This window comes from Echinicola rosea (genome assembly GCF_005281475.1).
Classification (GTDB): domain Bacteria; phylum Bacteroidota; class Bacteroidia; order Cytophagales; family Cyclobacteriaceae; genus Echinicola; species Echinicola rosea.
The window spans coordinates 2,108,824-2,128,155 of the sequence record NZ_CP040106.1 but is presented as its reverse complement, the minus strand read 5'-3'; the positions used below and the strand labels follow the sequence as shown (position 1 = coordinate 2,128,155).

Sequence of the window (19,332 nt, the reverse complement as noted above, 5' to 3'; positions counted from 1 at the left end):
GCGTTTATTAAAACGAAATAGTGGAAAATCATGTTAAATTGTATATTTGGAAATCAGTCCTAAACTGAACCTTATCTAATCATCATAAAAGAGGATATCGTGAGCGAAGAAAAAAACACTTCACAGCCAAAAGTGAAACCAACCAAAAACACCAAATCACAAATCAGGTTGCCCATTATCCTGGCCTTGGCCATTTCAGCGGGGATTTGGATCGGGGCCACTTTTGCAGAACCAAAGACAGACCAGAACGACCTAAAAGCAGCACTTTATAAGTTACAGGAAATCATCACGTACATCGACAGGGATTATGTGGATACGGTCAATACCACTGAACTGGTGGAACATGGCATCGAGAAAATGTTGGAAGAACTCGACCCCCATTCCAGCTATATTCCTGCCGAAGACGCTCAATTGGCGCAGAGTCAATTGGACGGAGAGTTTGACGGGATTGGAGTGGAATTTGGCATTCTCAGGGACACGATCTACGTCGTAGCTCCCCTTACGGGAGGCCCTTCCGAAAAATTGGGCATCCAATCCGGTGACCAGATCATCACAGTAGATGGTGAAACCGTGGCCGGCACCGGGGTGACCAACCGTGATGTCTTTGACCTCCTTAGAGGACCAAAAGGCTCGGTGGTCGATGTAGGCATCAAACGAAAAAACCATAAAGAGCTGATTGATTATGCAATCACCCGGGATAAAATCCCACAATACAGCATCAATGCTTCTTACATGATCAATGACGAAACGGGCTATATAAAGATCACCCGTTTCGCTGCCACCACTTATGATGAGTTCAAGGAAGCAGTCGAAACGCTGAAAGCAGAGGGAATGAGCAAACTCGTCCTCGATCTCCAAGGCAACCCCGGGGGCTATATGGGAGCAGCTATTAATATCGCCGATGAGATCCTTTCGGACAATGCCATGATCGTTTCCCAAAAAGGGAAAGTCAGCCGCTACAACCAAAAGGCATTCGCCATGCGTCCGGGAGAATTTGAAGACGGATCAGTGGTGGTACTGATCAACGAAGGCAGTGCTTCGGCTTCGGAAATTGTTGCTGGTGCCCTTCAGGACAATGATCGCGCGCTCATCGTGGGAAGAAGGTCATTTGGAAAAGGACTGGTACAAATGCCAATTGACCTTTCAGATGGTGCCGAGCTACGATTGACCATTGCCAGGTATTACACCCCTTCAGGTCGATCCATCCAAAAACCATATGGCGACAATCAAAACGAATACAATATGGACTGGATCAACCGCTATGAGCATGGTGAGTTTTTCAGCGCCGACAGCATCCACTTCAATGATTCATTGAAATACCAGACCGTGAAGGGAAGGACCGTTTACGGCGGTGGCGGCATTATGCCTGACTATTTTGTTCCAATGGACACGACCATGAGCAGCAGCTATGTGGGTCGATTATTCAGTTCAGATTCCCACAGGGAATTTATCATGGACTATTTGGAAGACAATAAAGACAAATTCGAAAACATGAGCTTTGATGCATATTACAATGATTTCGAGTTTTCTGACAAGGCGTTGAGAAAATTAATTGCCATCGGAGAAAAGAACAAGGTGAAGTTTGATGAAAAAGATTACGAAAAATCCAAGTCTTATCTACAAATCCTTCTAAAGGCACACATGGGCCGTAATATTTTTGACGACAATGCATTTTATAAAGTGATAAACGACGTCAATGAAATCTACCAGCAAGGCATCAAACTCTTTGAAGAAGCTGAGCAGCTGGCCTTTTCAAAGGAAGCCGCGACAACAGAATAAAAAAAAGCGGGGCATGTCCCCGCTTTTTTTTATTTTTAGCGAACCTTATTCCCAAAATAACATGAAAAAATCATTTACATTACTTACCATTTTATTATTCTTCATTTGCATGAGTACCTTTAGTCAAACAAAATTGAACCACATTGCCGTTTATGTCCAAGACCTAAAAGCCAGTGCCGAATTTTATGGTGACTTTTTAGCGCTTCAAGAAATTGAAGAACCCTTTAAAGACGGACTGCATGTGTGGTACAGCATTGGAGACAGTCAGCTTCATCTTATCGAACAACAACCGTGGGAGATACCTACCATCAACAAAATCAACCACCTGTGCTTTAGCATGGAAGATTTTGATGGATTTATTGAAAAACTCAAAGAACATGACATTTCATTCGAAGACTGGCCTGGCGAAAAAGGTAAGATCAATATCCGCCCTGATGGTATTCGCCAAATCTATATCCAAGACCCAAATGGCTACTGGATAGAGGTAAATGACGAGCACAATTAGTAAATAGACATCTTGGAAGCGAAATGGGTCAATTTGGTAATTAATAAAAATTATACTTAGTTTTACGAGCCCTAATCGATTTTATTGTAAAAAGAACACTTATTGGCCTTTTATTCCAAAATAGACCTGTTACTAATTGTAAAGCATGATCAAATATTCCAATCAGACTAGAATCCTAACCGCCATCGATTGTATCATTTTTGGCTTTGATGGCTCCGATTATAAACTTTTGCTGATCCAGCGTGGTTTTGCTCCAGAAAAGGAAAAGTGGAGCTTAATGGGAGGGTTCCTGCAGTCTGACGAATCCCTTGACCAAGCTGCCAACAGGATTCTGAAAAAGCTTACTGCCTTGGAAAACGTGTATATGGAGCAGATGCACACCTTCAGTAGACCAGACAGGGATCCGGTAGAGCGCACTATCGCCGTAGCCTATGTTGCCCTGATCGATATTCACAAATACAAACAGCAAATCAGTGACAAATTTCATGCGCATTGGTTTTCCATGAATGAGCTGCCGCACCTGATATTTGACCATGAAGAAATGGTGGAAATGGCCAAGAGTCGCCTGCGGTACAAGGCTGCCCTCCATCCTATTCTTTTTGAGCTATTGCCAAAAAAATTTACGCTCCCTCATCTTCAGGCCATGTATGAAAGTCTCTACGAAACCAAAATCGACAAACGGAACTTCACGAGAAAAGTGCTTTCTACCAACATGTTGATCAAGGAAAAAGACAAGGACAAGACCAGTTCCAAGAAAGGAGCATTCTACTATAGTATTGATGAAAGCAAGTATAAAAACCAATTCCAAACGGTACTGAATTTTATTCCACGGAATGAAATTCCTACTGCAAACGAGTAATTTTTTACGCATTATTTTTTTTTCTGATTTTTTAGGTGTAAATATGACACTTAAATAAATTTATGCGAATACTGCCCAAGCAGTATAGTCAACATAAACCCTCAATATCAAATTATGAGTGCAGGATTTTCGACATTGGATTATGTCATTTTCATCATTTACGCGCTGGCCATCGTTTCGGTAGGCCTTTGGGTTTCCAGGTCCAAGAAAGGGCTGGAAAAAACTGCTCAGGAATATTTCTTGGCAGACAAATCACTCACTTGGTGGGCTGTCGGCGCCTCACTGCTCGCGGCCAACATCTCAGCAGAGCACTTTATCGGCACATCGGGTTCTGGTTTTGCTATCGGACTTGGGATATCAGCCTATGAGTGGATCGCTGGAATAGCGCTTATTATCGTAGCCAAGTATTTTCTCCCTATTTTTCTGAAACACAATGTGTACACCATGCCGCAGTTCCTCAGTGAACGCTTTAACAAAGGAGTAAGCACTGCCTTTGCGGTATTCTGGCTATTGGTGTACGTTTTCGTAAACCTTACTTCAGTAAGTTACCTCGGTGCATTGGCCTTGGATAAGATCATGGGCATTCCCCTTCAGTATGGGATTATTGGCCTGTTGGCCTTCTCAGGAATATATTCCATTTATGGGGGTCTGGAAGCAGTGGCATGGACCGACGTGGTACAAGTCATCATCCTCGTAGCCGGTGGCTTGATCACTACCTTTCTAGCACTGGATGCTGTGGGAATGGGTGAAGGGCTTTTTGCCGGCATGAGCAACCTTTACAACGATGCCAAAGATCATTTTGTCATGATCATGCCTCAAGGGCGGGTCATGGTCCCTGATGGGGTCGGTGGTACCCGGGATGCTTTCCAAGATCTACCTGGACTGGCCGTGATCTTAGGCGGTATGTGGCTGACCAATTTGGGGTATTGGGGATTTAACCAGTACATTATCCAAAAAGGTCTTGCTGCTAAAAGCATTGAAGAAGCCAAAAAAGGACTCTTGTTTGCCGGTTACCTCAAGCTGCTTATGCCGATCATTGTAGTGATTCCCGGTATTGCCGCTTATGTTTTGATCCACGATTATACTCCTGAACAACTATCGGCCATCTTGAATATGCCGGTGGAGCACATCGGCACCATCCAAAAATCCGATGAGGCCTATCCTTGGTTATTGAGGAATTTTATACCGAACGGTATCAGGGGACTAGCTTTTGCAGCCTTGGCAGCGGCGATTGTTTCTTCCCTTGCTTCTATGATTAACAGTACCTCCACCATCTTTACGATGGACATTTACAAGGTATATTTTAAGCCAGATGCTAACAACCACCAGCTGGTCAAAACCGGTAGAATAGTCGCCGTAGTGGCCTTGGCTATCGCCATGATCATCGCACCACAATTGGCCTCTCTTGATCAGGTATTCCAATATATTCAAGAGTACACCGGCTACATTTACCCAGGAGTGGTCGTCGTGTTCGGTATGGGGCTGATCTGGAGACAAGCAACGGCACGTGCCGCACTTTGGACAGCCATCGCCACCATTCCAGCGGGCATTGTTTTCAAAATATTCTACCCAGAAATGCCGTTCTTATTGAGAATGGGATATGTGTTCATCATACTTTGCTTTATCGCATCACTCATTAGTTTTGCCGAGAAAAAGAAATTTGCCAATCCAGATCATAAATCAGACAAACAAGCTACCAAAACGATTGCTTCCAGTTATTTCTTTATTATCCTCGGGATAGTATGCGCAGTGCTCGGTTTTGCCTTGTTCAACACCTATGAACACATCGGGATAGAGTCTATCTTTATGATAGCAGTTCTCTTCCTGATGCTTGGCACCATTCTTTATACCAACGTAAAGATGGAAACGGCCGATCCGAAATCCTTCAATACCGACCCCGCATTGTTTAACACCACCTCATCGTTTAACCTTGGGGCAGCAGGGATCATCCTGATTGTAGGGCTGCTTTATTATTTCTTCTGGATGTAATACAAAAAACAAAATAAAAAAGTACTCAATACATATGAAAAATTTGAAAGAAAACGAGGTTTGGTTCCTTACCGGAAGCCAACACTTGTACGGGCCAGAAGCCTTGCAGCAAGTCGCCGAACATGCCCAAATCATCGCTGAAGAACTGAACAAGTCCGCTAAAATATCTGTCACTACGGTTTTCAAACCCATAGTAACCACTACTGAGGAAATTTATGCGGCCATCCAAGAAGCCAATAATGCTCCCAACTGTATCGGGGTGATCACTTGGATGCATACTTTCTCTCCCGCAAAAATGTGGATCAATGGCCTGAAGATCCTTCAAAAACCACTGCTCCACCTCCATACCCAGTACAATCAGGATATTCCTTGGAACTCTATTGACATGGACTTTATGAACCTGAACCAAAGTGCCCACGGAGACCGTGAATTCGGTTTTATGGCTGCACGGATGAAGGTAAAGCGGAAGGTGGTCGTAGGTCACTGGAAAGATGAGGAAGTACATTCACAAATCGACGTGTGGGCGAGAGCGGCCAGTGGATGGCACGATTGGCAGGGTGCCAAATTTGCCCGATTTGGTGACAATATGCGTTTTGTAGCCGTTACGGATGGTGATAAAGTAGAAGCGGAGCTGAAATTCGGGTTTTCTGTGAATACCTATGCAGTGGGAGATTTGGTCGCAAAAATTGAGGCCGTATCCGACGGTGACTTGAAGGCTCTCATTGAAGAATACGAGGCCACCTACACCCTTTCTGAAGAACTTCAGTCCAACGGAGCCAAGCGCCAATCCCTGGTGGATGCTGCCAAAATCGAATTAGGCATGCGGGCATTTTTGGAAGAAGGTGGTTTCAAAGGATTCTCCAACACTTTTGAAGACCTGTATGGCATGAAGCAATTGCCAGGAATCGCTACCCAGCGCCTCATGGCGGATGGTTATGCCTATGCTGGTGAAGGCGACTGGAAAACTGCGGCCCTGGTGCGAGCCATGAAAGTAATGGGCAGCGGACTGGAAGGTGGCAATGCCTTTATGGAAGATTACACCTATCACTTTGATCCTAACAACAGCTTGGTTTTGGGATCGCATATGCTAGAAGTAGATCCCACACTTACTTCAGAAAAAATCTCCTGTGAGGTACATCCTTTGGGGATCGGCGGAAAAGAAGATCCGGTAAGATTGGTATTCAATGGCGCTGGTGGCAATGGTCTCAATGCCTCGATCGTGGATATGGGCAACCGCTTCAGGCTTATCGTCAATGAAGTAGAGGCTGTAAAACCACTCAAAGACCTTCCTAAACTTCCCGTGGCAAGGGTCATGTGGAAACCTATGCCGGATATGAAAACCGGATGTGCTGCATGGATCTTGGCTGGGGGAGCACACCATACCTGTTTCAGCCAAAACCTTACCACGGAGCACTTAAATGACTTTGCCATAATGGCCGGTATCGAAAGTGTCAACATCGATAAAGACACTAGCTTAAGAGGAATCCAAAATGAGTTGAGGTGGAGTGATGCATACTACCACTTTAACGACAAATAACGATAGATAAGCGTAACGTTAAGCAAAAGGCGGCTCCCTGTGGAGTCGCTTTTTTTTTGTCATATTGATTACTAACCTCAGTTCGGCCATAAAATAAGTCGAGCTCAGGTTTCAAGGATATTGACAATTAACCCAAAAACCAAATGAAACCGATTTCATGAAAGTTTCATATATTCAATTTATTTAGTATTTTTGATAGAACCGAAATAAAACCTAACGTAACCGATATGAACTTACATCTAAACCGATTGGGCCCTGCTGTCACCCTATGGGGCATACTTTGCCTATTCCTACAATGCAACGCCAAAAAAGCTGAAGAAACCACCACTTCTGCTGAATCGATCAAAGCCAGTGATTCCGACACCATCCGCTACCTGTCGGAGCCACTGATCACGGATCACTTTACAGCTGATCCTTCTGCCCATGTATTTGAGGGGAAAATTTATATTTATCCTTCCCACGACATTCCTTCTGAAGCCCAACAAGATGATACCGGGGCGCAGTATGCCATGAAGGACTATCATGTGTATTCTATGGAAAGCCCCAATGGTACGGTAAAAGATCACGGTGAAGTACTCCATGTTTCAGATGTCCAATGGGCGGCACAGCAAATGTGGGCACCCGATGCTGCCCAAAAAGGCGATAAGTATTACCTCTATTTCCCTGCTAAGGACAATGAAGGTATTTTTAGACTCGGTGTAGCAGTAGCAAATAATCCTGCGGGCCCCTTCAAGCCTCAGCCAGCTCCTATCAAAGGCAGCTTCAGCATTGACCCGGCAGTATTTGAAGACAGCGATGGGGCACATTATATTTACTGGGGCGGTATCTGGGGTGGTCAATTGCAGAAATGGCGTACCGGCAAATACTTATCTACAAGCGATAGCCCATTCGCGGACGAACCCGCAGAAGACGAGCCTGCCATCGCCCCTAAAGTGGCCAAACTCAGTGAAGACATGCTGGAATTTGGCGAGGAGCCAAAAGACGTGGAAATCATTGACAAAGAAGGAGAACCTATCAAAGCAGGAGACCATGAAAGAAGGTTCTTTGAGGCCGCTTGGATGCATAAGCATGGAGAAACCTACTATTTTTCCTACTCCACTGGTGATACGCACACGATTTCTTATGCCACTGGAGACAATCCTTACGGGCCATTTACCTATCAGGGCGTCATCTTGAAACCTGTCCAAGGCTGGACCAACCACCACTCCATCGTAAAAGTGGACAAACAATGGTATATCTTCTATCACGACACACAGATTTCGGGCAAAAACTACCTCCGAAACATTAAAATGGCGCCGCTCACCCACAATGCCGACGGCTCTATCCAAACCATCACACCGATGGAAGAATTCTAAAATTAAAAAATTATAAGATTGGAAAATTGGAAGACTTGGTCGAAGTCTGGAGACTGCCGGAAAAAGGTAAAAACTACGCAAAGTCAAAAATATTTCTTATATCCTGTCACGTTTCTACTTATGCATGGGTCATATGGTCAAACCCGCAATCAATGCCGTTTAGTTAAGGCTATTTCCCTGTTTTCACCTGCTAGGAGTTTCTTTTCTATTTGACTTTGGCTGTATGGCTTTGGCCATTTTGGTGGATTTTATCCTTTTCCTTTTTTCCCCCGAAAGCCTTCGGGGCAGGCTATTGATGAAAAAGAAAGAAAAGAATGTTAGGCAGCTAAAAAGAAGGAGTTTGACTGCGTGAGTGCTGGCTTTGATTTTAGTCAAATAGCTCACCGCAGCGGGGTTTAAACCACCGAACAGGTTTTGGTTACGTTTTTCTCCTGAAGCAAAAAAGTATCTACGGTAAAGGCGTAAAAACTATCTTGGAATTTGGCAAGAAAAATAATAGAACCAATATTTCCAAGTACATACTAACTAAACGACATTGATCAACTGGGTTTAAGATAAAAAATCCCCGACTTATGGTAAGCCGGGGATTTTGCTTTTACCTGAACATCATCTAATAGCGAAAGTAAGGAAAGCTGTCAAGGACGTAGCATAACAGCGTCAAAGACCGGCCGGTAAACGGGATCAATGTCCACCGTGCCGCATCAAAGACAGCATCATACCGCCCACATTGTCCGGCCGTCTCCGACGCGGGACTATTCAACTTAGCGCCTCAGGCTCCTTGGTCAGGTGTCTTCGTGCTTAGTACTTCATACTTCTTAATCTATATCAAATATACTGATTGATAATATTTTCGTACATCTCCTGTTTACCGCTGGTACTTGCCGGCTCACCAGTAGCGATGGCATGTGCCCTCAAGTCTTCTAGCGACAACTTCCCTTCTTCAAACTCCTTGCCCTTGCCACCATCAAAGGAAGCATAGCGTTCTTTTCGCAAGGCCTTGTATTCGGATTGTTCCAAGATATCATTGGCGATCAGCAAAGCCCTCGCGAAGGCATCCATGCTACCGATATGGGCATGGAAAAGATCATCCAGATCGGTAGAGTTTCTTCTCAGCTTCGCGTCAAAATTAACCCCACCACCTTGTAGGCCTCCGGCTTCGAGAATCACCAATAGCGACTCTGTCAATTCCTGCAAATTCAAGGCAAATTGATCAGTATCCCATCCATTCTGGTAATCACCGCGATTGGCATCGATACTGCCCAAGAGCCCTGCATCGGCAGCTACCTGCAATTCATGCTGGAAGGTGTGGCCGGCCAAGGTTGCGTGGTTTACCTCAATGTTCAGTTTGAAGTCCTTGTCCAATCCGTAATGCCTAAGAAACCCAACAACAGTCGCCGAATCATAATCATACTGGTGCTTGGTGGGCTCCATGGGTTTGGGCTCGATCAGGAAGTTTCCTTTAAAACCCTGCTTACGGCCATAGTCACGGGCCATGGTCAAGAACTTCGCCAGGTGCTCCGTCTCTCGCTTCATGTCGGTATTGAGCAGGGACATGTAGCCCTCACGACCGCCCCAGAACACGTAGTTCTCACCACCAAGCGCAATGGTCGCGTCGATGGAGTTTTTCACCTGTGTAGCCGCCCATGCCACCACATCAAAATCCGGATTGGTGGACGCCCCGTTCATATAACGCGGATTGCTAAATACATTGGCAGTTCCCCACAGCAATTTCACTCCGGTTTCTTCCTGCTTTTGTTTTGCATAAGCAGTGATGGCCTTCATCCGACTTTCATATTCCTCGATAGTGGCTCCTTCATCGATCAGATCCACATCATGGAAACAATAGTAAGGAGCGCCAATTTTGGTGATAAATTCGAAAGCAGCATCCATTTTATCTTTGGCCCGTTGTAGGGCATCCTCAGCTTGATCCCAAGCAAAGGTCTTTGTCCCCGGACCAAAAGGATCATCACCTGTAGCATTAAAAGAGTGCCAGTAGGCAATGGCAAACTTGAAATGCTCCTTCATGGTCTTTCCGGCCACTGTTTTGTTCTCATCATAAAACTTAAAGGCAAAAGGATTCTTGGAATCCCTGCCTTCGAATTTGATTTTTTCTATTCCTGGAAAATAGGTGTTTGACATGGTATATTTGGTTATTGGTTATTCAGTTAGTTAGTATTTTGTTATTGGTAATCAGAGCGTTGTCTAATGTTGCCCCTGTTTTTTTGTGAATTAGTTGTGATCGTTTCTGGCCGTGCCTTCGACTATGCTCAGTGGACGCAAAAACCTATCGGATTACTTTACCCAAGTTTTCCTCCCATTGCTGGTAAACTTCCTTGTATATCTGTACCAATTTGGAATCGGGTGCAAATGAGGCGACTTTCTCCAAACCGCTGAATGCTTCTTTTGGACTGGCATAGAAGCCTGCTCCTACTCCGGCACCTCTTGCAGCCCCTTGGGAACCATCGGTATCGTAAAACTCCAAATTCACCTCGTTCATATTTACAAAGGCCTCCCTAAACAGTGGACTGAGGAACATATTAGCCCTGCCTGCTTTTACCGTGTCCAGTGTTAGCCCCATGTTTTTCATGATATTAAACCCGAAAGTCAAGGCACTCACAATACCCTCTTGGCCAGCACGGAGGACATGGCGCTTATCATGCTTGAGCAAGTTTAGGCCGCTAAGATGGGCTCCTACGCTTCTGTTTTCCATGATGCGCTCGGCGCCATTGCCAAAGGGAATAAAGCTCAGCCCTTCCGCACCCACAGGTACTTCCTCCGCCAAGGTGTTCATGGATTCATAGTCAATGGATTCCCCTCCCAGCATCTTCTTAAGCCAGCTGTTAAGGATTCCCGTACCATTAACACACAGCAATACGCCGTAATGGGGATTTTCTGATAGGTGATTTACATGTAAGAAAGTATTCACCCTTGACTTGGGATCATGGACAGGAGCTTTGCTCACACCATAGACAGTTCCCGAGGTCCCAGCTGTAGTGGCCAATTCGCCCGCTTCCAGCACGTTCAGGGAAAAGGCATTATTCGGCTGATCCCCTGCCCTGTAGGTCACAGGAACGCCTTCATCGATCCCCAATGCTTTGGCGGCGGCAGCATTTACCTTTCCGCCTTCTGCAAAAGAAGGGATCGCAGCGGCCAGCAATTCCTTATCAATGCCATAATGGTCCAGCAACTCCTGACTCAACCGATTTTCTTGAAAGTCCCAAAAAACACCTTCCGACAGTCCTGATTCAGAAGTGAAAATCTCCCCTGTCAATTTCATGGCGATAAAGTCGCCCGGTAACATCACTTTATGGATTTTCTCATAATTGGCGGGTTCGTTATCCTTTACCCATTTGAGCTTGGACGCTGTGAAATTTCCGGGAGAATTAAGGAGATGGGAAAGACAAAATTCACTCCCCAAGACCTCAAACGCATTATTCCCAATTTCCACTGCGCGACTATCACACCAAATGATCGACGGGCGGATGACCTGCTGATCCTTATCCACCATCACTAATCCATGCATTTGGTAACTGATTCCTATCCCCTGTAATTCGCCAGACTTGACGTCTCCTTGGCGAATGATATGCTGAGTGGTTTCGGTAACATATTTCCACCACATCAGAGGATCTTGCTCTGCCCAGTCCTTTTGGGGAGAATCAATGGGCATTTCTACTTTCGGCTGACCAACGCTGGCCACTACTTTTCCGGAATCGGCATCCAGCAGTGTGGCCTTTACAGAAGAACTCCCTATGTCGTATCCGATCAGTAATCGTCGCATATTTTATTTTGGGTTTGTTTCATTTTTATCCTAATTGTCTTTAACAAATTTCGATTAAATTAGCAGTACTAACTAACACTATTCGATTAAATAATAATACTCTTTGATTAAATTTTTAATCAAAGAGTATTATCTTGTAGCTTAAAACCCAGAATATTGATTAGCCCTTCTGTACCCATATGAAACCGATTGTCCAAAAACTTCCACGGCAGGAATTCAAGTCATTTGTGTCCATAACCATGAGCACTCCACTATTCGAAACACCTTGGCATCGGCACATCGAAAACGAGATTCTTTACATTCAAGCAGGTCATGGCACAGCCATCATTGGAGATTTTGTAGGGGAATTTTCTCCAGGCGATCTATTCTATATCGGCTCAAATGTGCCGCATTGGTTTCGCAAAGCCCAAAAAGATATTTTTTGTACAGTGATCGTCATTCAGTTTGATCAGGCAATATTCGGTCATACCTTTCTGAAGATGCCAGAAATGGCCAATATACGTCGGCTTATACGGCTGAAACAGGGAATGGCCGTGGATTATTCCCCGCAACCATTCGTTTTGGAGCTCATCAAACAATTGGTAGAAGTGGAAGGCTTCACCCATATCGGCATCTTGCTGGATGTCCTTCATCAGATCAGCACCACCACCCAAAACACCCTGCTGACCAATGAACCCATTGACTTTTTTGACTCCAAAGGCATCATTGACGAGGTGTTGGAATATACCTTTAATCATTTCCAGGAAAATATCAAAGTGGACCAAGTCGCCGCCATTGCCAAAATGAGCACATCCAACTTTCGCCGCTTTTTTAAGCTCAACACTAAAAAATCCTTTAGTGGCTTCCTCAAAGAAATCCGCATTGCCCATGCTTGTAAACTCCTCAAGGACAAAAACACCTTTATCTCTCAGATTTTTCACCAATGCGGCTTCCGAAACATCACCAATTTTAACCGGCAATTTAAAGATATCAAAGGCATCACCCCTTCCGCTTACCGAGCAGCGATATACAGATCTTAAAAGGGAGAAAGGAAGACCAAAACAAGGGAAAGGTTCGTTATACTTTTAAGTGCCAAGGGCTTGGCAGATATCCGCTACTTATCTATCGGCCTTTCTCCCCGTACTGTCCCTCGTTTCCAACGAGGAACTGAGGGAAAAGAGGAACAATGCACCGGACAGTGGCAATGCTCACTAGGCCACAAACGGCTCGTCGATGCCCAATGCGAAACGGGTAATACGATCTACATGAATCCTAGTGGTATCAAATACCGGTAAATTAAAATCATCTTGGCCAACTAACATCGGTATCTCTGTGCAGCCTAAAATTATGCCTTCAGCCCCTCTCTTCACCAGTCCATTCGCATACCCTATAAATTTCTCTTTGGATTCTGTCCTCAAAATACCTTTACCCAATTCATTTTTTACGATATCCTGTATCGATGCTATAGCATCACTTCCTGCTGGAACAATGGTCTCAATGTCATACGCTTTCAGTTTGTTTCGGTAAAAGTCCATTTCCATGGTAAATTTGGTACCTAAAAGCCCTACCTTGCTTAACTTTTCTTTTTTAATTTCTAGGGCAGTTGCTTCACCGATATGGATAATTGGCACCTGAATTTTTGACTGTATTTCATCAGCAAACAAATGTGCTGTATTCGCACACAAAACAATAGCATCCACCTTGCATAAAACCAAGGATTTACAAGCCTCAAAGATCAAGTCATACGCATTCGTCCAACCTACCTTTTGAATATCCGAAAAATTCAAGGAATATACGATGCATTCGGCACCGTTTAGTCCACCCAATTGTTCATTGACTCCTTGATTTATTAACTTATAATAATCCAAAGTGGACGTCCAGCTGATCCCTCCTACCAAGCCTATTTTTTTCATCTTTCAATAAAATTCTGTTTACACGACCCTCTATTTAACTGTTCCTCGTTTCCAACGAGGAACAATACACCGGGCATTTGTAATGCCCCCATTTCACATCCCAATCCTATAAAAACGACAAGTCTAAGCCATAACCTTTTTTTACACTTTCACTGTTTAACCGGTATGATCGAAAAATGCTTAATTCCTTTTTTATGGATCAACAACCGTAATATCCCATTGTCGTTTCTGTATGGTAAATTTATTTTGTTATCCGGACTTCTCAAAGCCATAAACTTATGGTCTATCCGGTATTCAAAAACAGAATCCCCGAAGTACTCCATCCCAAATTGCGGATCAATCCTCACGATGGAATTTTTGTTAGAAAAGTCAAATTTATACGTACTGCCTTTCAAAATAGCCATTAGCTTATCTCTGCCAACCGTGTCATGGATAAACTCGGGAGTCATCCTATAATCCACCACAGAATATTTACCGTCTAATTTAATTTGACTCCTTCCTGTTTTAGATTGTTTACACGAAACCATCAGTAGGGACAATGTAACTATAATGATTGCCTTCATGGGTTTAAGTTATTTAGCGCTATTTTCAATTCGTTTAGATTCGCGTTCTTCGATTGGGTGCTCAGCTGACCAGCCATCAATACCCTGCTATTTTTATATGCCTTATCCCCGTCATCACCCTTTAGAATAATGGTATCCCCTTTTAAAACGTAGGTCCCGCTAGCCTTTATTTCCCTATAGGATGGTCCAAATTCCCAAGTAGCATCCTCATAAACCCCTAGCCAGCCCTTTTCACCATTTGAGGCCACTCCAAAAGCCAAAAATCTTAGTTGACCAAGCTTTTGAGGGGGGTGGTAAATGGCATTTTGAAGGGATGCCATATAGATATTGACCAGATACATCATCAGCAAACTCAATCCAGCGATGGCAAGATGCCTTGTCTTATTCCTTTTTTTGGCAAAGACCAAAACAATAAACACTAAACCTACCAACAGGCAGGCTCCTAAGGAAATTACTCTGATAAAATTAAAAACTTCCATAACTCTTTAGTTAACAGCGTTTCTTAGCGTGATGTAAGATGAATTGGACTATTTTTTTCATTCAAACAACAAAAGTTACCCAACCAGTCCAGAGACTTAAGAAACAATGGGCCTACACAGCCTCAATTTAATCTAAACAATACATCTTTGCCCCAATAGAAAGCAGCTTGTCCGCTTGCACCCTCATCGCTAAACTACTGATTCCCTAATCATCAAACAATACCCAAAATTGGGTATTTTTACTCAAAATCAACCATTTACCTTAATCTTCCTCCTTTCCAATCATACTGTTGCTTGTTTCCAACGAGGAACACACGAGCCGGGCATTTGTAATGCCCCGCTTCACTTCCCAACTCCATCAATCGAAAAACCACAAAAAAACGGCGTGAATGCCTTTCCCTCTCCGTGCAACTAGTACAAGAAGGGATCGCTTCACGCCGTTTAAATCGGTTCGTCAATAATGGATTACCAGAACACGCTGTAGAGTGCTACAAGTATCCCGCAGATCAATACTGCTCCTACTTTAAATTTAGTACTGGTGGAAAACAATTCTGCATCCACTTCGATGGCCTTTTTACTGTCCTTTCCTTTACCCTCGTACAAGCTAATGGCAATAATCAAAGCCGCAAGCACCAAGAAAACCACCCCCATCCGATCGATAAACGGTAAGTTTGGCGTAATGACCTTTAAGGCCGCGGACAAAGGGATCGTCAGCACCGCTGCTGTCAAGGCCGCATTGGAGGTAGTCTTCTTCCAGAAGAAGCCAAAGATAAATATCGCAAACACCCCTGGAGATACAAACCCGGTATATTCCTGGATGTACTGAAAGGCCTGGTCAAGTTGCCGCAGCTGTGGAGCCACGATGGCTGCGATAATAAAGGCAACTACAGCGGTAATCCTACCAATGGTAACTTGTTTTCCCTCTGATACATTTTTATTGAAAAACTCTTTATAAATATCAATGGTAAAAATCGTCGAGGTACTGTTGGCCATGGAGGCCAATGAGGAAACGATCGCCGCTGTCAAGGCCGCAAAAGCCAAGCCCTTTAAGCCCGGAGGCAGCAAGTGAAGCAAGGTAGGGTACGCCCTATCAGACTTGGCCAATCCCGTCACAGGATCTGTCATGGATTCGATAAAGCTGGCATCAGCACCTTTTTGCACGATCACATACGCGGCAATACCTGGGATCACCACGATCAGCGGCATCAAAAGCTTCAAAAATCCTGCAAATACCATCCCGGTCTGGGCTTCACCAAGGCTTTTGGCAGCCAAGGCACGCTGGGTAATGTACTGGTTACATCCCCAGTAGCTAAGGTTTACGATCCACATGCCACCGATCAGGACACTTAGCCCTGGTAAATCCAAATACGCATCGCGCGATCCTCCCGTACCATCGGGAATCATCATTTCGCCTTTTTCGATGATCATGCTGAAATGCGAAGGAGCGGCTTTTCGCAAAATCCCAATTCCTTCCCACACATCACCATCCCCCACCAAGCTGAGGGCCAAATAGGTCGTCGCCAAGCCTCCGGCAACCAAGAAAACCACTTGGACCACATCGGTCCAGGCCACGGCCTTCAGTCCACCGTAGATGGAATACACCATCGCAAACAGTGCCAGCCCCATGATCCCGTAGGTCAGCGGTACCCCCATAATGGTCTCCAAACTCAACGCTCCCAAATAAAGTACAGAGGTCAGGTTTACAAATACATAGATCAGCAGCCAGAAAATGGCCATCACGGTCCTTACACGACCGTCATAACGTCTGTTCAGGAACTGGGGCATGGTATATATGCCCTCTTTCAGGTAAATCGGCAGGAAAAATATTGCCACCACCAGCAGGGTGGCCGCTGCCATCCATTCGTAAGTCGAAATCGCCAGTCCCAGCGCAAAACCAGATCCTGACATCCCGATAAACTGCTCAGCGGAAATATTCGATGCAATCAAAGACGCTCCGACGGCCCACCATGGCAAGGCTTTACTTGCCAGAAAGTAATCTTTCGAATCCTTCACGTGGCCCTTCTTTTCTCTTGATACAACGATCCCCATCGTAATGATCAAAAGACAGTAGGCCACAAAGACAACAAGGTCTAATGTGTTAAAGGTCATTTTGTGTAATAGGTTAAATGGTTTTTATTCGTTTCAAATTGGCGCTTAAGTTATTGTTTTTTTTGCAAAGTATTGTCATTCGGGTTTCTTGTAAATCCTAAAATTCCGTCAAATTGATCTGTGATAGCCGTAATTTACGATCCTCCAATGAGGAGAAAAAGGATTTCAGGTAACGGATTCGTCTTGGCTTCATATTGTTGGCTTCCCACTTTTACGAAACAAACCGCTACCATTCCCGCTATTCACTACGACTAACCCAAAATACCACTACAAAACATCACATCCCCGGTAGAATATTTCAAGCCAACCCTGCCCATCACCTTTCTTCCTTTTCTATCCACCACAAATGACTATAAAAATTCCTTCAATTTCCGCAAGACTACATTTTTCTGTACTCTCATATTTTTGGGTGTGCATTTGGTCGCCATGACTCCTTTCACAATACTTGATAATCCTTCCTTGGGCTATTCTACCGAAACCTCAAACGGTGAGGCAGGCAGTCCCTCCGCATTGGCCAAGTTCGCCTTCTCCGGATTATTTGCCCAAGCATAGCGAACCTTGATAGGCTGGGGCACATTTGCGCAGGAGACTAAGACTTTATCACCCGTGATCTGGGCTTCCGCCCAATGAAATTCTCCGTCCTCTCCTGCGACCGCGAAGCCTTCCAATTCACCTCCATCTGTCGTCATCAAGCCACTACCTTCCGTATTAAAGATGAGTTCTATTTCCTCGCCCATTACCGATATACGCTGAAGCATAGGGCCTGAAAAGGGACCATCTTTTTCTCCATAAGCCACCGAAAAGGCCTGCAAGGCCAGTCGATCGCCAATGGTCTCCTTGTCCAGCGGGTGGATGTCATTTGCTTCCCCTGCGTCAATGGCCACTGCAATGCCCGTGTGAGGTACCGTTTTGGCCACTTGACGCTGGGCTTCCCTAAGCTCGGCCCAGTTGCTTTCTTGTGGCACAGTCGATACTTCCATAAAATTGGGCAATTGCACATATAAAAATGGCAAATCTACACGGTTCCAAGCCTTTCGCCAACCATTGATCAACGCTTCCATCTGTGATGCATAAGCGGCAGGTTCACCCGAATTGGATTCACCTTGATACCAAATCACCCCTTTTACCGGAAACTGCTGGATAGGTGCCATCATGGCATTGTACAGCCCCAATGGCTTCCACCGTACAAAGGTCTGTCCCGGCAATGCGGGCATCTGCGCTCCTAGCCGGTAATACCAATCCTTTCTTAAATCCAGAATTTCTCCATTCACCTCTAACTGGTACGGTTTTTCCTCCACAAATCCCCCTTGACCACGCTCGCTGATGAGCCGGATCGTCAAGACATTCTTACCCTGACGCAACACTCCCGCAGGTACTTCATAGCGCCTAGGAGGATAGCGGTAACCCGTGGCACCGACCAAATGGCCATTGATATAGGTAGAATCACTATCAATCATCGTCCCCATTAGCAGTTTTGCCGATCGCTCACTGACATTCGGGTCGTCCAATTCAATTTCCTTCCGGAACCAATAAACGCCGTTAATGGCCCGATCATCCGTCAAGGGCAATAGTGTCAAGTGCTCCATTTTTTCCCATCCCTCGGTTTCGGAATCCAATGAATACCATGGTGCTGTTGAACGAGCATAGCCTTTATCCTTCTGATATACTGTTTTTTGCCAAGTGCCAATACGTTCTCGGTCCTGCTTTTCGATTTGCTTGATCAGATCAGGGTTACTGAATTTCTCTGCTTCCGCAAAGTCCTCCGGAAAACGCTTAAGCTCCTCCTTTCTGATCCAAGACTGAATGGGCGAGCCTCCCACACTGGCATTGATCAGACCAATCGGCACATCATATCTCTCATTCAGCCGCTTTGCAAAAAAATAAGCTACGGCCGAAAATTGGCTGATGTGCTCCTTGTCCACCTGGATCCACTTCCCTCCCTTGGTATCGGTCTGGGCATTGGAAAAGTCATAGGCATCGGGCACATCAAAATACCGGATGGATGGATTGGCTGCCTGATCAAATTCCTCTGGAAACATAGGCCGCGCCCTCGCCATGGTCAATTCCATATTGGACTGCCCGGAACATGCCCACACATCTCCCACATAAACATCCTCTAGGGTCAGGATATTGTCCCCTTCTACCTGCACCCTAAATGGGCCTCCCGCTTTTCTTGGAGAATATATTACCTCCCATTCCCCATTTTCATTGGCATTGGTTTCTTTTTGTTCACCATCAAAAAAGACGGCCACCTTCTCACCTGGATCAGCCCATCCCCACATCCGAATGGGTTGGTCGCGCTGCAGCACCATCCCCTCACTGATCAAATGGGGAAGCCGGACTTCTGCATAAAGGGGCCCTGTCAGTAATAACATCAGTGCCATCAACCTGATATGTTGCTTGATTGACGCATTTTTATGAGTCATCATTTTTTATTATTTATATGTTTGCAAATTGCTTTCTTTTTGTCCACCTGGAGTAAGCTTA

General features: G+C 44.9%; 14 protein-coding genes. 7 read left to right on the top strand and 7 right to left on the bottom strand.

Features of this window, described 5'->3' with window-relative positions; all coding sequences use genetic code 11:
- Positions 1-132: 132 nt before the first annotated feature.
- The 6 genes from FDP09_RS08655 (at position 133) to FDP09_RS08630 (ending at position 8,024) form a co-directional block, all read left to right on the top strand.
- Positions 133-1,779, top strand: a complete 1,647-nt coding sequence (locus tag FDP09_RS08655; protein WP_137404973.1) for a S41 family peptidase — start codon at positions 133-135, stop codon at positions 1,777-1,779.
- 61 nt (positions 1,780-1,840) lie between these two features.
- Positions 1,841-2,284 carry a VOC family protein gene (locus FDP09_RS08650; protein ID WP_137402282.1) on the top strand — a complete coding sequence of 148 codons (444 nt, stop codon included), beginning with the start codon at positions 1,841-1,843 and terminating at the stop codon, positions 2,282-2,284.
- 145 nt (positions 2,285-2,429) lie between these two features.
- Entirely contained in the window at positions 2,430-3,143 is a 714-nt protein-coding gene (locus FDP09_RS08645) for an NUDIX hydrolase (protein WP_137402281.1), read from the top strand.
- A 114-nt stretch (positions 3,144-3,257) separates the two neighbouring features.
- A complete protein-coding gene (locus tag FDP09_RS08640) occupies positions 3,258-5,132 on the top strand; it encodes a sodium/sugar symporter (RefSeq protein ID WP_137402280.1) in 1,875 nt (624 codons plus the stop codon).
- Positions 5,133-5,166: 34 nt separating this feature from the next.
- On the top strand, positions 5,167-6,669 hold the full coding sequence (gene araA, locus FDP09_RS08635; protein ID WP_137402279.1) for an L-arabinose isomerase: 1,503 nt from the start codon (positions 5,167-5,169) through the stop codon (positions 6,667-6,669).
- Between the two features lie 227 nt (positions 6,670-6,896).
- On the top strand, positions 6,897-8,024 hold the full coding sequence (locus tag FDP09_RS08630) for a glycoside hydrolase family 43 protein (protein ID WP_137402278.1): 1,128 nt from the start codon (positions 6,897-6,899) through the stop codon (positions 8,022-8,024).
- An 825-nt stretch (positions 8,025-8,849) separates the two neighbouring features.
- Here FDP09_RS08630 and xylA read toward each other — a convergent pair.
- Together xylA and FDP09_RS08620 are read right to left on the bottom strand one after the other, a co-directional pair.
- Complete coding sequence (xylA, locus tag FDP09_RS08625; protein ID WP_137402277.1) at positions 8,850-10,163, bottom strand: xylose isomerase; 1,314 nt, start codon at positions 10,161-10,163, stop codon at positions 8,850-8,852.
- A 145-nt stretch (positions 10,164-10,308) separates the two neighbouring features.
- Entirely contained in the window at positions 10,309-11,802 is a 1,494-nt protein-coding gene (locus FDP09_RS08620) for a xylulokinase (RefSeq protein ID WP_137402276.1), read from the bottom strand.
- 239 nt (positions 11,803-12,041) lie between these two features.
- Between FDP09_RS08620 and FDP09_RS08615 the strand changes: the two genes are divergently transcribed.
- Positions 12,042-12,821: an AraC family transcriptional regulator gene (locus FDP09_RS08615; RefSeq protein ID WP_229683541.1), complete on the top strand. Its 780-nt coding sequence runs from the start codon at positions 12,042-12,044 to the stop codon at positions 12,819-12,821.
- Between the two features lie 171 nt (positions 12,822-12,992).
- Here the strand turns inward: FDP09_RS08615 and FDP09_RS08610 are convergent, their stop codons facing one another.
- From FDP09_RS08610 to FDP09_RS08590, 5 genes are all read right to left on the bottom strand, one after another.
- Entirely contained in the window at positions 12,993-13,694 is a 702-nt protein-coding gene (locus FDP09_RS08610; protein WP_137402274.1) for an aspartate/glutamate racemase family protein, read from the bottom strand.
- A gap of 149 nt (positions 13,695-13,843) precedes the next feature.
- Entirely contained in the window at positions 13,844-14,257 is a 414-nt protein-coding gene (locus FDP09_RS08605; protein WP_137402273.1) for a hypothetical protein, read from the bottom strand.
- Positions 14,254-14,736, bottom strand: coding sequence for a hypothetical protein (locus FDP09_RS08600; RefSeq protein ID WP_137402272.1), 483 nt, complete (start codon positions 14,734-14,736; stop codon positions 14,254-14,256). The genes FDP09_RS08605 and FDP09_RS08600 overlap by 4 nt, the downstream gene beginning before the upstream one ends.
- 465 nt (positions 14,737-15,201) lie before the next feature.
- Positions 15,202-16,845: a sodium/sugar symporter gene (locus FDP09_RS08595; protein ID WP_137402271.1), complete on the bottom strand. Its 1,644-nt coding sequence runs from the start codon at positions 16,843-16,845 to the stop codon at positions 15,202-15,204.
- A gap of 464 nt (positions 16,846-17,309) precedes the next feature.
- Positions 17,310-19,274 (bottom strand): sialate O-acetylesterase, encoded by a 1,965-nt coding sequence (locus FDP09_RS08590; protein ID WP_229683540.1) that lies wholly within the window; start codon positions 19,272-19,274, stop codon positions 17,310-17,312.
- Positions 19,275-19,332 lie beyond the last annotated feature (58 nt).

Excerpts from the sequence above, each read along its gene's own strand:
- FDP09_RS08650 (WP_137402282.1), top strand. The coding sequence starts at position 1,841 with ATGAAAAAATCATTTACATTACTTACCATTTTATTATTCTTCATTTGC.
- FDP09_RS08645 (WP_137402281.1), top strand. The coding sequence starts at position 2,430 with ATGATCAAATATTCCAATCAGACTAGAATCCTAACCGCCATCGATTGT.
- FDP09_RS08640 (WP_137402280.1), top strand. The coding sequence starts at position 3,258 with ATGAGTGCAGGATTTTCGACATTGGATTATGTCATTTTCATCATTTAC.
- araA (WP_137402279.1), top strand. The coding sequence starts at position 5,167 with ATGAAAAATTTGAAAGAAAACGAGGTTTGGTTCCTTACCGGAAGCCAA.
- FDP09_RS08630 (WP_137402278.1), top strand. The coding sequence starts at position 6,897 with ATGAACTTACATCTAAACCGATTGGGCCCTGCTGTCACCCTATGGGGC.
- xylA (WP_137402277.1), bottom strand. The coding sequence starts at position 10,163 with ATGTCAAACACCTATTTTCCAGGAATAGAAAAAATCAAATTCGAAGGC.
- FDP09_RS08620 (WP_137402276.1), bottom strand. The coding sequence starts at position 11,802 with ATGCGACGATTACTGATCGGATACGACATAGGGAGTTCTTCTGTAAAG.
- FDP09_RS08615 (WP_229683541.1), top strand. The coding sequence starts at position 12,042 with ATGAGCACTCCACTATTCGAAACACCTTGGCATCGGCACATCGAAAAC.
- FDP09_RS08610 (WP_137402274.1), bottom strand. The coding sequence starts at position 13,694 with ATGAAAAAAATAGGCTTGGTAGGAGGGATCAGCTGGACGTCCACTTTG.
- FDP09_RS08605 (WP_137402273.1), bottom strand. The coding sequence starts at position 14,257 with ATGAAGGCAATCATTATAGTTACATTGTCCCTACTGATGGTTTCGTGT.
- FDP09_RS08600 (WP_137402272.1), bottom strand. The coding sequence starts at position 14,736 with ATGGAAGTTTTTAATTTTATCAGAGTAATTTCCTTAGGAGCCTGCCTG.
- FDP09_RS08595 (WP_137402271.1), bottom strand. The coding sequence starts at position 16,845 with ATGACCTTTAACACATTAGACCTTGTTGTCTTTGTGGCCTACTGTCTT.
- FDP09_RS08590 (WP_229683540.1), bottom strand. The coding sequence starts at position 19,274 with ATGATGACTCATAAAAATGCGTCAATCAAGCAACATATCAGGTTGATG.